This is a genomic window from Streptomyces sp. NPDC044704, assembly GCF_056433525.1.
Map to the genome: position 1 here is coordinate 166,131 of NZ_JBWKGY010000011.1, position 13,329 is coordinate 179,459.

Below are 13,329 nucleotides of genomic sequence, written 5' to 3' on the forward strand. Positions count from 1 at the left end.
AAGGCTGTGGACGCAGTCGACCTCCACACCGCACCTCTACGGGGAGAACACCGTGTTCCGACGCTCCGCCTCCGGCGCCTCCGCCCTGGCCACCGCGGTCCTCGCGGCCGCCGCCGCCCTGCTCCTGACCACCTCGACCACCGCGACGGCCGCCCCGACCGCGCCCGGGTTCCTGAGCGGAACCGACCTGCCGCCGCACCCCTCCTCCCCCTGGTTCGCCGGGAAGGTCACCAAGGGGCTCCCGGAGACCGCTCCGTTCTGCCTGGACGGGGTGCTCCCGGCGGCCGGCAGCTGGCACCGCACCTTCGGCACCGAGTTCGACACCGGCGCCGCCCAGATCTCCGTGCGGACCGCCTCGGACGCCGCGGCCGCCAAGCTGGTGACGGCCCTGGAGCGCAAGGTCGCGGCCTGCGCCGCCGACTGGCTGCGCGCGACCCCGGGCGGGACGGCTTCCTGGCAGGACTACGGGAAGCTCGCGGTCGAGGAGGGCGCACACGTCTACGGGGTCCACGCCTCCATTCCGGAGTCCGAGCCGGGCGTGCACCTGTACGGGATCGGACGCGACGGTTCCACGGTGACCGTCGTGAACTGGGGCCAGATGGGACACCTGACGGACGCCCCCGTGCCCGCCTTCAAGAAGACGACCACCACGGCCGTCAAGAAGCTCAACCCGTAGCCCGGGCGCCCCGCACCCGCCCCCCGAGTGGGACCATGGAATCCGAGACCCGGCGATCCAGCACGGGACGAGGCGATGGGCATGCGTTCCGGAAACGAGCCGGTGACCGCCCGCAGTCCGCTGCGGCTGCGGTTCTGGCTGAGCTTGTGGGGGCTGGTGTGGGCCGCGGCGGGGACGGCCGCCTTCTCGCTGGCCGGCCGGCCCGGGTGGGCGGCCGCCTGCGGGGTGGTCGCCCTGCTCGCCGCGGTCGACCTGGTCGTCGTGACCCGGCACATCCGCCAGGGCCCGCACTACCAGCCCGGCCGCGACGTCCCGCCGTACGAGCCGCCGCGCGGCTAGGCCGTGTGAAGGCCTCGTGGTGGGAGGCCTCGTGTTCGAAGGCCTCGCCCGGACCGGAACGTCGGGGGGCGTCGTCGAACCGCGAACGTCAGGGGGTGTCGTCGAACCGCGCCGCCGCCAGGTACTCGGGCTGCGGATCGAGGGCGGCGGCCAGCCGGAAGTGCCGGCGGGCCTGCTCGCGCCGGCCGGAGCGTTCGTGGGTGCGGGCCAGCGCGAAGTGGGCGAAGGCGTTGTCCGGCTCGCGCTCCAGCACCAGCTCGAACTCCAGCTCGGCCGGCCGCAGCTGCGCGGCCGCGAAGAAGGCCCGGGCGCGCAGCAGCCGGGCGGCGGTGTTCTCGGGGTGGGCGGCTATGACGGAGTCGAGGAGCTTGACCGCGCCGCGCGGGTCGCGTGCGGCCAGCAGCTGCTCGGCGGCCCGGAAGTCGATGACGTGCGTCTCGGGGCTCGCGGAGCCGGACGACCCCGCTCCGGACGGCGTGGACGGCGGCTGCTGGGGCGGGGGCGTGGTATCGGACACGGTGTCTTTCCTTCCCTCTACGGGCGCGTTCAACGCGCTCCGCAGCACCCGCTATTCCGCGCCGGGCGCTCCCCGCGTGCGCGCCGGACCCGTCAGGCCCCGACGCCGTCCGCGCCGCCGGCGCCCGCGGCGGCCCGCTCGGCCAGCTGTTCCCACACCTTGCGGACCTGGGGCTCCAGCGCCTCCAGCGGTCCGTCGTTGTCGATCACGAGGGTGGCCACCGCCAGCCGCTGCTCGCGAGTGGCCTGCGCGGCCATCCGGGCCCGGGCGTCCTCCTCGGTCATCCCGCGCGGGCCGGTCAGCCGGGCCAGCTGGGTTCCGGGCGAGGCGTCCACGACCACGACCAGGTCGTACAGGGGGGCCAGGCCGTTCTCCGTGAGCAGCGGTACGTCGTGCACGACGATCGCGTCGGGCCCCGCCGCCGCTTCCAGCTCGGCGGAGCGGGCCCCGACCAGGGGGTGCACGATCGCGTTCAGCGTGCGGAGCTTCGCCGGGTCGCCGAAGACGAGGGCTCCGAGTACGGGCCGGTCGAGCGCGCCGTCCGGGGTGAGTACGGACTCCCCGAAGGCCGCCACCACGGCCGCGAGGCCGGGCGTACCGGGCTCCACGACCTCCCGCGCGATCCGGTCGGCGTCGACGACGACCGCCCCGTACCCCGCGAGCAGCCGCGAGACCTCGCTCTTGCCGGCACCGATTCCGCCTGTCAGGCCCACTTTCAGCATGGTCGGCAGCCTAGGGGGTGCCGGTCCGGCCGGACCAGGCCCCCCTGGGCTCCCGTTCCTACTGCTCGCCCTCGCGTTCCGCGAGGAACCGCTCGAACTCGCGGCCGATCTCGTCCGCCGAGGGGATCTCGGCCGGTTCGGCGATCATGTTGCCGCGGGTCTCGGCCCCGGCGGCGGCGTCGTACTGGTGCTCCAGCCCCTGGACCAGGGCGACGAGCTCCTCGTCCCCCTCGCGGATCTGCCGGTCGATCTCGGTCTGCGTACGGTGCGCCTCGGTCCGCAGGGCGTGCGCGACGGCCGGCAGGACCAGCCCGGTCGCGGCGGTGATCGCCTCCAGCGCGGTCAGCGCCGCGTCCGGGTACGGGGAGCGGGCGACGTAGTGCGGTACGTGCGCGGCGACGCCGAGGACGTCGTGCCCGGACTGGCCGAGGCGGAACTCGACGAGCGATTCCGCGCTGCCCGGTACCTGCGCCTCGTCGAAGGGGCTGCGGTGTCCGGGCATCAGGTCGGTCCGGTTGCCGTGCGGGGTGATGCCGACGGGCCGGGTGTGCGGGACTCCCATGGGGATGCCGTGGAAGTTGACCGAGAGCCGGACGCCGAGCCGCTCGACGATCTGCCGGACGGCGACGGCGAACCGCTCCCACTCCACGTCCGGCTCGGGGCCGGAGAGCAGCAGGAAGGGTGCGCCGGTGGCGTCCTGGACGAGCCGGACCTCCAGCCGGGGTTCCTCGAACTCCGTCCAGTGGTCGCGCTGGAAGGTCAGCAGCGGGCGGCGGGCCCGGTAGTCCACGAGCCGGTCCGCGTCGAAGCGGGCCACGACCTGGTGGGGCAGGGTCTCCAGGAGCCGCTCGACGATCTGCTCCCCGGCCTCCCCCGCGTCGATGTACCCCTCGAAGTGGTAGAGCATGACCAGTCCGGCCGAGTCCTGGGCCAGCGCCAGGTCGGCCACCGCCAGGCCCTTGGCGTCCCATTCGTACAAACCCTGTGGATCAAGCACTGTCACCATTCCTCCCTCGCCGCGTTCTCTGGCAAGAACGTCCAAGGGGGCGGCCGCATTCCCCAGTTGACGCCCTGTCCGGTGACGCGGCCCGGTGGCCTCGGGGACGCGGCGGAGCCGGGAACGCGGAAAGGCCCGCCCCCCGGAGGGGACGGGCCTTTCCGTCGGTCTCAGCTCGGCTCACACCGGAGTGTGATGCGCGCTGCGATCAGCTCTGGCCGCCGGCCAGCTTCTCGCGGAGCGCGGCCAGGGCCTCGTCGGACGCCAGGGCGCCCGAGGTCTCGTCCGACTCCGAGGAGTACGAACCACCGGAGAGGCTGGCGCCGCCACCGGCGTTGCCACCGGCGGCCGGGGCGGCAGCGCCCTCGGCAGCGGCGGCCTCGTCGGCCTCGCGGCTCTTGATGACCTGAGCCTGGTGCTGCTCGAAGCGGACCTGCGCCTCGGCGTACTGGCGCTCCCACGTCTCGCGCTGGGTGTCGAAGCCCTCGAGCCAGTCGTTGGTCTCGGGGTCGAAGCCCTCGGGGTAGATGTAGTTGCCCTGGTCGTCGTAGGACGCGGCCATGCCGTACAGGGTCGGGTCGAACTCGACCGACGCCGGGTCGGCACCGAAGGACTCGTTGGCCTGCTTCAGGGACAGCGAGATCCGGCGACGCTCGAGGTCGATGTCGATGACCTTGACGAAGATCTCGTCGTTGACCTGGACGACCTGCTCCGGGATCTCCACGTGGCGCTCGGCCAGCTCGGAGATGTGGACCAGACCCTCGATGCCCTCGTCCACGCGGACGAACGCACCGAACGGAACCAGCTTGGTGACCTTACCCGGGACGACCTGGCCGATCTGGTGGGTCCGGGCGAACTGCTGCCACGGGTCTTCCTGCGTCGCCTTCAGCGACAGGGAGACGCGCTCGCGGTCCATGTCGACGTCGAGGACCTCGACGGTGACTTCCTGACCGACCTCGACAACCTCGGACGGGTGGTCGATGTGCTTCCAGGACAGCTCGGAGACGTGCACGAGACCGTCGACGCCACCCAGGTCCACGAAGGCACCGAAGTTGACGATCGAGGAGACGACGCCGGAGCGGACCTGACCCTTCTGCAGGGTGGTGAGGAACGTCTGGCGAACCTCGGACTGGGTCTGCTCGAGCCAGGCGCGGCGGGACAGGACCACGTTGTTGCGGTTCTTGTCCAGCTCGATGATCTTCGCCTCGAGCTCCTTGCCCACGTAGGGCTGGAGGTCGCGGACGCGACGCATCTCGACGAGAGAGGCCGGCAGGAAGCCGCGGAGGCCGATGTCGAGGATGAGACCACCCTTGACGACCTCGATGACGGTACCGGTGACGATGCCGTCTTCTTCCTTGATCTTCTCGATCGTGCCCCAGGCACGCTCGTACTGAGCGCGCTTCTTGGACAGGATCAGACGGCCTTCCTTGTCCTCCTTCTGGAGAACCAGGGCCTCGATCTCGTCGCCGACCTTGACGACCTCGTTCGGGTCGACGTCGTGCTTGATCGAGAGCTCGCGGCTCGGGATCACGCCTTCGGTCTTGTAACCGATGTCGAGCAGGACCTCGTCCCGGTCGACCTTCACGATGACGCCGTCGACGATGTCGCCGTCGTTGAAGTACTTGATCGTCTCGTCGATCGCGGCCAGGAAGGCTTCCGCGTTACCGATGTCGTTGACCGCTACCTGCGGAGGGGTGGTGGCGGTGGTCTCGGTGCTGCTCGTCATGTGGGAAAGGGCTCCGGTTACGGACAGAAAGTCGTAGGTACTGCTACGCCGGGAGCCCTTATCGGCATCTGCCGAAGAAGCCGGACAGCCAAAGAAGCCCAGAATCCCCAGAGGGGGAGGGCCTCGAAAACCGAGGGGACATTCAACAGATGCAAGCGCAGCCTGCTAGGTCTGAGGAGCACAGGCTCGCAGCGCAACTTGTAGCATACGGGGGCAGCCGGACAGGGTCAATGCGCGAAGGCGCACACCCCGGGCAGATCACCGCACAACCGGCACAAATCGTGGGCGCAGAAGCCCCGATGGGCGATCGGCGACGATTTCCCGAGCCACTCGCAGACTACGACGACGGGCCCCATGAACCAAGAGGACTACGCCCACGAAGACGCGCACGAGGCCGGCTCCGCCGCCGAGGACGACGCGCAGGCCACCCGGCGTGACGCCGGGGAGGCCGAGAGCAGCCGCGCGAGCCGCGGCTGGTGGGACCGCAACGCCGACGACTACCAGAGCGAGCACGGCGCGTTCCTGGGCGACGACCGCTTCGTGTGGGGCCCCGAGGGACTGGACGAGGCGGAGGCGGCCCTGCTCGGCCCGGCGGCCTCCCTCAAGGGCAAGGACGTCCTGGAGATCGGCGCCGGCGCCGCCCAGTGCTCCCGCTGGCTCGCCTCCCGGGGCGCCCGCCCGGTGGCCCTGGACCTCTCGCACCGCCAGCTCCAGCACGCCCTGCGCATCGGCGACGACGTACCCCTGGTCGAGGCCGACGCCGGGAGGCTGCCCTTCCGCGACGCCTCCTTCGACCTGGCCTGCTCCGCCTACGGGGCGGTCCCCTTCGTCGCCGACCCGGTGAACGTCATGCGCGAGGTGCGCCGCGTCCTGCGCCCCGGCGGCCGCTGGGTCTTCTCCGTCACCCATCCGATCCGCTGGGCCTTCCCCGACGAGCCCGGCCCGGAGGGACTGTCCGTCGCCGCGTCCTACTTCGACCGGACCCCGTACGTGGAGCAGGACGAGGACGGCAACGCCGTCTACGTCGAGCACCACCGCACGGTCGGCGACCGGGTCCGGGACGTGGTCGCGGGCGGCTTCCGCCTCGTCGACCTCGTCGAACCGGAGTGGCCGGAGTGGAACGCCCAGGAGTGGGGCGGCTGGTCCCCGCTGCGCGGCAACCTCATCCCCGGTACCGCGATCTTCGTGTGCGAGAGGGACTGACCCCTTGATCCGCCAGGCCGACCTCGACGCCCTTCCCGTACGGGAGGCCGTGCCCGCCCTCGTCTCGGCACTGGACGCCCGCGGCACCGCCGTGCTGTGCGCCCCGCCCGGCACCGGCAAGACCACGCTGGTGCCGCTGGTGCTGGCCGGGCTGGTGGGCGGCGGCCCCCGGCGCCGGGTCGTGGTCGCCGAGCCCCGCCGGATCGCCGCCCGGGCGGCGGCGCGGCGGATGGCCTGGCTGCTGGGCGAGCGGCCCGGCGGGTCGGTGGGCTTCACCGTGCGCGGGGAGCGGGTGGCCGGCGCCGGGACCGTGGTGGAGGTCGTCACGACCGGGGTGCTGCTCCAGCGGCTCCAGCGGGACCAGGAGCTGGCCGGCACGGACGTGGTGGTCCTGGACGAGTGCCACGAGCGGCACCTGGACGCCGACACCGTCGCCGCCTTCCTCCTGGACGTACGCGAAACCCTGCGCCCGGAGCTGCGCCTGGTCGCGGCTTCGGCGACGACGGACGCGGCCGGCTGGGCCCGGCTGCTGGGGGACGCGCCGGTGGTGGAGGCCGCCGGGGTCGCGTACCCGGTGGAGACGGTGTGGGCGCCGCCGCCGCGGCCGGTGCGGCCGCCGCACGGGATGCGGGTGGACCCGGCGCAGCTGACGCACGTGGCGTCGGTGGTGCGGCGGGCGCTGGCGGAACGTTCCGGCGACGTGCTGTGCTTCCTGCCCGGGGTGGGCGAGATCGCCCGGGTCGCGGGGCAGCTGGGCGGGGTGGACGCGGAGGTGCTCCAGGTCCACGGCCGGGCTCCGGCGGCCGTGCAGGACGCGGCGCTGACCCCGGCGGACCACCGCCGGGTGATCCTCTCCACGGCGGTGGCGGAGTCGAGCCTGACCGTGCCGGGCGTACGGGTGGTCGTGGACTCCGGGCTGGCTCGCGAGCCGCGGGTGGACCACGCGCGGGGGCTGGGCGCGCTGGCGACCGTACGGGCGTCCCGCGCGGCGGGCCGCCAGCGGGCGGGCCGGGCCGGGCGGGAGGCGCCGGGGGTGGTGTACCGGTGCTGGGAGCAGGCCGAGGACGCGCGGCTGGCGTCCTTCCCCTCCCCGGAGATCCGGATCGCGGACCTGGCGCAGTTCGCGCTGCAGGCCGCCTGCTGGGGCGATCCGGAGGCGTCCGGGCTGGCCCTGCTGGACCCGCCGCCGGCCGGTGCGATGGCCGCGGCGCGGGAGGTGCTGCTCGCCGTCGGCGCGGTGGACGGCGCCGGCCGGCCGACGCCGCGCGGGCTGCGGATGGCCAGGCTGGGCCTGCACCCGCGGCTGGCGCGGGCCCTGCTGGACGGTTCGGCGGCGCTGGGAGCGCGGCGGGCCGCGGAGGTGGTGGCGCTGCTGAGCGAGGAGCCGCCGCGGGAGTACGGGGACGACCTGGCCGGGGCCTGGCGGGCGGCCCGGCGCGGCGGTGACGGCTACGCGGGCCGATGGCGCGCGGAGGCCGGCCGCCTGGAGCGCGCCGTGCGCGACCCCGCGGGGTCCTCCCCCGCGCCGCCCGTTCCCGGAACCGGCGTGCCCGACGACGGCGCCGCCGGGCTCGTCGCCGCCCTGGCGTTTCCGGAGCGGGTGGCGAAGGCCAAGGGCGCGGGGGCCTTCCTGATGGCCTCCGGGACCGGGGCGGAGCTCGGCGACGGCTCGGGCCTGCGCCAGGCCCCCTGGCTGGCGGTCGCCGTCGCCGACCGGCCGCCGCACTCGGCGTCGGCCCGCGTCCGGATGGCGGCCGTGATCGACGAGGACACCGCGCGGACCGCCGCCGCGCACCTGCTCACCGAGGGCGAGGAGGTCCGCTGGGAGGACGGGGACCTGATCGCCCGCACCGCGCAGCGCCTCGGCGCCGTCGAGCTGGCCGTACGTCCCCTGCGCGCTCCTGATCCGGCGCTCGTGCGGGCCGCCCTGCTCGACGGGCTGCGCGCGGAGGGCCTGGGCCTGCTGCGCTGGTCCGAGGACGCGCGGGCACTGCGGGCCCGGCTGGGTTTCCTGCACCGCGCGCTGGGCGGCGGCTGGCCCGACGTGGCCGGTGACGCCGCCCTGGTGGAGCGGGCCGACGACTGGCTGGAGCCCGAGCTGTCCCGGGCGCGCCGCCGGGCCGACCTGGGCCGGATCGATGCCGGGCAGGCCCTGAACCGGCTGCTGCCGTGGGCCACCGGGGAGGCGGGCCGGCTCGACGAGCTGGCCCCCGAGCGGATCCAGGTGCCGAGCGGTTCCCGGATCCGCGTCGACTACTCCGGTGAGCAGCCGGTGCTCGCGGTGAAGCTCCAGGAGCTGTTCGGGCTGGCCGAGACGCCCCGGGTGGCGGGGGTTCCCGTACTCGTCCACCTGCTGTCGCCGGCGGGCCGCCCCGCCGCGGTGACCGCCGACCTCGCCTCGTTCTGGCAGGGCGGTTACCGCGCGGTGCGGGCGGAGCTGCGGGGCCGGTACCCGAAGCACCCGTGGCCGGAGGACCCGGCGACCGCCGAGCCGACCCGGCACACGAACGCCCGGCTCAGGCGCTGAGCGCTCCGGGCGGCTGCGGGGTCCGCTGCCGTTCGCGGCGGCCGCGGGCCTCCAGCCAGAGGGCGAGGCCGAGGAGGCCGAGGGCGCCGACGGCGAGCCCGGCCGGGGCGTAGGTGTGCAGGGCGAGGACCTTCGTACGGTTGGAGCGGACGAGGTCGAGGGTGTGGTCGGCGTAGTCGGCGCGTATCTTGACGTGTCCGGCGAAGGCGGTGAGCTTGCCGTCGGGGCCGCCGGCCGCGATCCCGCCGCGCATCTCCTGCTGGATGACCTGCTCGGCGTTGACGGGTGCGCCGGTGACCGGGTCGACCCAGAACATCGCCTTGACCGTGTACCAGAGGCTGGTTCCGGTGGTCTGTTCGATCGTCGCCGGGTCGATGCCCTCGATGGGCATCTTCTTCGGCATGGGGACCTTGGTCCAGGGCACGGTCTGCTCGAAGTAGTAGACCTCCATGCCCCGGTAGGTGCGCGGGCCGACGTAGTGGATCGGCGAGGAGGAGCGGGTCTGCGCGTCGAAGTAGAGGTAGTCGCGCGGTTCGGTGAAGAAGGGCCACTTGAACTCGATGCCCTGGCGCGTGACCGGGTCCCCGTCGACCATCTCGCCGGTGGCGTGCACCGGGTCCTGGGTGTGGGCGTCGAAGATGTAGCGCTCGGGGATCTGGGAGACCATCTTCCCGTCCGGGCCGATGATGTACGACAGGGTGTCCCAGACCACGACGTCCTTGCCGGCGTCGGCCTCGATCTCCTTCGAGGCCTCGACGTTGCCCTTGAGGGTCTGGACGATGGTGACCTTGTCCACCTTCTTGGGCTTCATGCCGTCGTTGTAGTCGATGAGGGTCGCGTCCTTCGCCTCCAGCACCATCTCCTGGTACTGGTCGGGCGGGATCTTGGCGAGCCGCGGGTACGCGTACCAGCGCAGCAGTGGTGCGAGGGCCGCGCAGAACACGGCGAGGGCAAGCAGGACGAGGCTCGCTCTGCGTCGCATGGCCGGGCCTCCTCTACTTTCCGGGCGCGGGGGGCGCGGTGGTGAGCAGCGGCTTGGGCGAGGTCTTGCCCTCCGGCACCCCTGCCGCCGTGACGGCGAGGACGAGGGCGAGCGCGGCGGCCAGCCCGATGGCGGCGGCGACGAGTGCGCGCATGCCGGGGCCTCCGAAATCTGATAGGGCGTCAGAGATGGGGCACCGTAGCAACGCGGGGGTGAGATGAGAACCGTCTGGTGCGGGGAGCGCGGGGGGGGGCGGCCGCGGTCCGCGCGGGGGCGGGGACCGCGGCCCGCCCCGTCAGCCGTCCTGGACGTCGGCGCGGCTGACCGCGGGGCCGAGCCCGGGCGGCATGTGCTCCACGACGAGGGCGACGGCCTCCTCGGCGGTGTCGACCAGGGCGATCACGCCGGCGCTGCGCGGGAGGCGGACCCGGAACCGGCCGTCGGGCAGCGGGTCCACGGCCGGGACCTGCACGAGGTACGGGAACTCGGTACAGCTGCTGAGGTTCAGGCTGTGGTGGCTGGTGAAGGGGTGGAGCACGCGCAGGCTCGGCTGCGCGTACGCGGCTTCCAGGAGCGGGACGATCGGCGGGTACGGGCGGTCGGGGCGCCGCTCCAGCTGGTGGTCGCGCATGGCCCGCCAGCTCACCAGGAGCCGCTGCCAGCTCACCTCGACGAACTCCGCCGGTCCCCGCCGGCGCGCGGCCGCCGCATCGGGCAGGACGGGCCGGGGCAGGAGCGGTCTTTCGCCCACGGGGGCGTCAACGTTCTCGTTCATCGCGCCAGTGTGGCGGCGGTCACCGCCCCTGACCAGGGGTGGCGAGCAGGTGAGTACCCGTACTCATGCCCCGGCCGCCCGGGCCGGGCAGGGTGGCGGCATGACCACCGGTGCGCATGACCCACCCGACGGCGCGGAGCGGCCCCGGAGCCTGCCCGCCGACATCGCCACGGCGTTCGGCCTGATCCTCGTCGAACTCCTCGCGCTGGCCCTGCTGTTCGTCGTGTGGGCGCTGTCCGGGTTCGACCTGAACCCCGACAACCCGCCGAGCACCCACCCGGTGTGGGGCTACCTGGTGGGCGCCGGGGTGCTGGTGGTGTTGATGGCGCGGTCGGGGCTGCGCGCCTCCCGTCGGGGGGCGGGGGTGACGGCGACGACGCAGGCGGTCATGGCCATGGGGACCGTGACCCTGATCGTGGCCGCGGCGTACTACCAGGTGCGCGAGGACACCCCGCCCCCGCCGAGCCCCTGCCTCACGTCGCCGTCCGCGCCCTGGTGCAACGGCTGACGCCGGTGCCCGCGCCTACCGGGTACCGCTCGGACTCGCGGAGGGCGCCGGGCCGGGCTTGCCCGAGGAGGTGGGGCCCGGGGCCGAGGGGCTCGGGGCGGGGGTGGTGGGCCGGGCACTGGCGGTCGGACTCGCACTGGGCTTCGGCGTCGGGGTCGGGCTCGGCGCCGGCGTAGGGCTCCCCGTCGGGGTGGGAGTCGGCGTGGGGGTGGGAGTCGGCGTGGGCGTGGGAGTCGGCGTCGGGGTCGGCGTGGGAGTCGGGGCCGGGGTCGACGTCGGCGTCGGGGTCGGCGTGGGCGTCGGCTTCGGACTCGGTGTCGGCTCCGGGGTCGGCTTCGGGTCCGGGGTGGGGCTCGGCTTCGGGCTCGGGGTGGTCACCGGGCCGGGGGCCGGCTTCGTGCCGGGCTGCCCGGCCGGGATACCCGTACCCGTGCCGGGGCCGGTACCGGGGCCCGTGCCGTCGGGGACCTCGTGCGCGCCCGCGAGGTAGTACGAGAACCAGGACCGCACCGTCCGCAGGTACTCCGTGGACTGGTTGTACGAGAGCACGGCCCGGTCCAGGTCGGCCGGGATCCGCAGGTCCCGGGTGCCCGCGCACAGGTAGCGCCCGGCGGCCAGGGCCGCGTCGTGGATGTTGTTCGGGTTGCGCCGTCCGTCGCCGTCGGCGTCCTGGCCCCAGGACGCCCAGGTGGAGGGGATGAACTGCATCGGGCCGACGGCCCGGTCGTAGCGGGAGTCTCCGTCGTAGGCGCCGCCGTCGGTGTCGGAGATGTTCGCGAAGCCGTTGCCGTCGAGGACGGGCCCGAGGATCGGACGCAGCGTGGTCCCGGCGGAGTCCACCCGTCCGCCGCCCGCCTGTCCCGACTCGACCTTGCCGATGGCGGCGAGGAGCTGCCAGCGCAGCCCGCACCCGGGGTCGCTCGCCGCCACCTCCTGCTCGGCCTTCCGGTACGCGGCGAGCACGCTCGCCGGTATCCCCTGCGCGCCCGCGACGGCGGCGACGGGTTCGGTGCGCGGGACCTCGGCCGGGGCCGGGGCCGGTGCGGCGGCGGCCGGGGGCGCGTCGTCCACCGGGAGCACGACGGCGGGGGGCAGGGGGCTCACCAGGGGCGGCAGTTCGGTGAAGTAGGCGGAGTCGCCGCCGGATCCGGCCGCGGACGGCCGGGGCCGTACGCCGTCCTCCCCCGCCGCGGTCATCCGTCCGGTGTCGTCGCCGTTCGGGCCCTGCGAGGCGGTCACCGCGGCGACGACCAGCGCCGAGACCACCGCGGCGAGCCCGCCCCTGCGCAGCCTGCGTCCGAATATTCGAGCCGACATGAGCCGGACCCCTCCCCTAGACGTCCGCGTGACCCTACGTCAACTCCCTTCACAGGGCACGAACAGCGGCCCGGATTTCACCACATCCCCACGTCCTGCGCAGGTCACGCATACTGTCCCGACATCCGGATCCGAGGAGAAGCGCCGTGCCGTTCACTCTCAGCCACGCGGCTGCCGTACTTCCGGCCGTGCGCCGCACCGGGCGGGCGCGGGGGCCCCTGGTGGCTTCGGCACTGGTCCTGGGGTCCTTCGCGCCGGACACCTTCTACTTCATGGACGCGATCGTCGAGGGCGTGATGGGCTACGGCACGTTCACGCATTCCCTGGTGGGCGTGCTCACCGCGGACGCCGCCCTGACCGCCGTCCTCGCCGCGTACTGGCTGCTGCTGCGGGAGCCGCTGACCGCCCTGCTGCCGCGCCGGCGGCAGGGCCGCGTCCACGCCTTCGTCCGCGGTGAACCCTGGCGCGGGCGGCGGCTGCCGTCCCTCGCCCTGTGGTTCTACCTGTCGGCGGTGGCCGGTTCCCTCACCCACGTCGTGTGGGACAGCTTCACGCACCTGGACCGCTGGGGCACGAACGCGCTCCCGGAGCTGGGCGAACCGCTCGCCTTCGGCCTGCCCCTCTACTCCTACCTCCAGTACGGCTCGTCGGCGGCCGCCGCCTGCGCCCTGCTCTGGTTCACGGTGACCGGCCTGCGGCGGCTGCCCGACGGTCCGGCCCCGGCTTCCGTGCCGGTGCTCGGCCGCGCCGAGGTGCTGGGCGCCCTCGCGCTCGTCGCCCTGTGCGTGGCCGCGGGGGTGACGATGCGGGTGGTCCGCTTCTACACGTTCTTCGACCGGATCCGCTCCCCGCTCGACATCATCCCCACCGTCTGCTTCGGCGCCGGCGGCGGTCTCGCCGTGGGCCTCCTCCTCTACGGCGCCCTCGTCCGGCTCCGCCACCGCCACGACCGCCCCCGGAACACCGACGACGAAGCCCGCGCTCGCGTCGCCGCCTGAGCCGTCACCTCCGCACGCACGACCGCCCGCCCCCCTCCGGCA

At 74.0% G+C, this 13,329-nt stretch carries 14 protein-coding genes; 6 read left to right on the forward strand and 8 right to left on the reverse strand.

The features are described 5' to 3' along the window. Positions 1-52 precede the first annotated feature (52 nt). A complete protein-coding gene (locus AC07B0_RS25690) occupies positions 53-676 on the forward strand; it encodes a hypothetical protein (RefSeq protein WP_469380190.1) in 624 nt (207 codons plus the stop codon). Between the two features lie 81 nt (positions 677-757). Continuing rightward, on the forward strand, positions 758-1,015 hold the full coding sequence (locus tag AC07B0_RS25695) for a DUF6343 family protein (protein ID WP_467291282.1): 258 nt from the start codon (positions 758-760) through the stop codon (positions 1,013-1,015). Positions 1,016-1,103: 88 nt separating this feature from the next. Here AC07B0_RS25695 and AC07B0_RS25700 read toward each other — a convergent pair whose 3' ends face one another. The 4 genes from AC07B0_RS25700 to rpsA all read right to left on the reverse strand — a co-directional run bounded on the left by AC07B0_RS25700 (position 1,104) and on the right by rpsA (position 4,977). Beyond that, a complete protein-coding gene (locus AC07B0_RS25700) occupies positions 1,104-1,532 on the reverse strand; it encodes a tetratricopeptide repeat protein (RefSeq protein ID WP_356879974.1) in 429 nt (142 codons plus the stop codon). Between the two features lie 92 nt (positions 1,533-1,624). After that, complete coding sequence (coaE, locus tag AC07B0_RS25705) at positions 1,625-2,254, reverse strand: dephospho-CoA kinase (RefSeq protein WP_356879976.1); 630 nt, start codon at positions 2,252-2,254, stop codon at positions 1,625-1,627. 58 nt (positions 2,255-2,312) lie between these two features. Continuing rightward, the gene (locus AC07B0_RS25710; RefSeq protein WP_356879978.1) at positions 2,313-3,251 is read right to left on the reverse strand and encodes a PAC2 family protein; all 939 of its coding nucleotides are present in this window, start codon (positions 3,249-3,251) and stop codon (positions 2,313-2,315) included. Positions 3,252-3,459: 208 nt separating this feature from the next. Then, positions 3,460-4,977, reverse strand: coding sequence for a 30S ribosomal protein S1 (gene rpsA, locus AC07B0_RS25715; RefSeq protein WP_356879980.1), 1,518 nt, complete (start codon positions 4,975-4,977; stop codon positions 3,460-3,462). A 354-nt stretch (positions 4,978-5,331) separates the two neighbouring features. On the opposite strand from rpsA, the gene AC07B0_RS25720 reads away from it, so the two are divergent. After that, positions 5,332-6,180, forward strand: a complete 849-nt coding sequence (locus AC07B0_RS25720; RefSeq protein ID WP_467291278.1) for a class I SAM-dependent methyltransferase — start codon at positions 5,332-5,334, stop codon at positions 6,178-6,180. Between the two features lie 4 nt (positions 6,181-6,184). Further along, the gene (gene hrpB, locus AC07B0_RS25725; RefSeq protein ID WP_469380183.1) at positions 6,185-8,707 is read left to right on the forward strand and encodes an ATP-dependent helicase HrpB; all 2,523 of its coding nucleotides are present in this window, start codon (positions 6,185-6,187) and stop codon (positions 8,705-8,707) included. On the opposite strand, the gene pgfA is transcribed toward hrpB, so the two are convergent. The 3 genes from pgfA to AC07B0_RS25740 form a co-directional block, all read right to left on the reverse strand. Continuing rightward, on the reverse strand, positions 8,697-9,689 hold the full coding sequence (gene pgfA / locus AC07B0_RS25730) for a cell envelope lipid trafficking protein PgfA (RefSeq protein WP_478899008.1): 993 nt from the start codon (positions 9,687-9,689) through the stop codon (positions 8,697-8,699). The two genes, hrpB and pgfA, sit on opposite strands and share 11 nt — an antisense overlap. A 13-nt stretch (positions 9,690-9,702) precedes the next feature. Further along, positions 9,703-9,843 (reverse strand): SPW_0924 family protein, encoded by a 141-nt coding sequence (locus AC07B0_RS25735; RefSeq protein WP_356879988.1) that lies wholly within the window; start codon positions 9,841-9,843, stop codon positions 9,703-9,705. A 141-nt stretch (positions 9,844-9,984) separates the two neighbouring features. Continuing rightward, positions 9,985-10,464 (reverse strand): DUF6193 family natural product biosynthesis protein, encoded by a 480-nt coding sequence (locus AC07B0_RS25740; RefSeq protein WP_478899009.1) that lies wholly within the window; start codon positions 10,462-10,464, stop codon positions 9,985-9,987. Positions 10,465-10,564: 100 nt separating this feature from the next. Here AC07B0_RS25740 and AC07B0_RS25745 point away from each other — a divergent pair, with 100 nt between their 5' ends. Further along, positions 10,565-10,972 carry a DUF6234 family protein gene (locus AC07B0_RS25745; protein WP_356879992.1) on the forward strand — a complete coding sequence of 136 codons (408 nt, stop codon included), beginning with the start codon at positions 10,565-10,567 and terminating at the stop codon, positions 10,970-10,972. A 15-nt stretch (positions 10,973-10,987) separates the two neighbouring features. Here the strand turns inward: AC07B0_RS25745 and AC07B0_RS25750 are convergent, their stop codons facing one another. Next, on the reverse strand, positions 10,988-12,289 hold the full coding sequence (locus AC07B0_RS25750; RefSeq protein WP_478899010.1) for a lytic transglycosylase domain-containing protein: 1,302 nt from the start codon (positions 12,287-12,289) through the stop codon (positions 10,988-10,990). 146 nt (positions 12,290-12,435) lie between these two features. Between AC07B0_RS25750 and AC07B0_RS25755 the strand changes: the two genes are divergently transcribed. After that, complete coding sequence (locus tag AC07B0_RS25755) at positions 12,436-13,287, forward strand: DUF4184 family protein (RefSeq protein WP_356879996.1); 852 nt, start codon at positions 12,436-12,438, stop codon at positions 13,285-13,287. Positions 13,288-13,329 lie beyond the last annotated feature (42 nt).

Bases quoted from the DNA above. Each gene is read 5' to 3' on its own strand.
- AC07B0_RS25740 (WP_478899009.1), bottom strand. From the start codon at position 10,464: ATGAACGAGAACGTTGACGCCCCCGTGGGCGAAAGACCGCTCCTGCCC.
- pgfA (WP_478899008.1), bottom strand. From the start codon at position 9,689: ATGCGACGCAGAGCGAGCCTCGTCCTGCTTGCCCTCGCCGTGTTCTGC.
- AC07B0_RS25735 (WP_356879988.1), bottom strand. From the start codon at position 9,843: ATGCGCGCACTCGTCGCCGCCGCCATCGGGCTGGCCGCCGCGCTCGCC.
- AC07B0_RS25695 (WP_467291282.1), top strand. From the start codon at position 758: ATGCGTTCCGGAAACGAGCCGGTGACCGCCCGCAGTCCGCTGCGGCTG.
- AC07B0_RS25720 (WP_467291278.1), top strand. From the start codon at position 5,332: ATGAACCAAGAGGACTACGCCCACGAAGACGCGCACGAGGCCGGCTCC.
- AC07B0_RS25745 (WP_356879992.1), top strand. From the start codon at position 10,565: ATGACCACCGGTGCGCATGACCCACCCGACGGCGCGGAGCGGCCCCGG.
- rpsA (WP_356879980.1), bottom strand. From the start codon at position 4,977: ATGACGAGCAGCACCGAGACCACCGCCACCACCCCTCCGCAGGTAGCG.
- AC07B0_RS25750 (WP_478899010.1), bottom strand. From the start codon at position 12,289: ATGTCGGCTCGAATATTCGGACGCAGGCTGCGCAGGGGCGGGCTCGCC.
- coaE (WP_356879976.1), bottom strand. From the start codon at position 2,254: ATGCTGAAAGTGGGCCTGACAGGCGGAATCGGTGCCGGCAAGAGCGAG.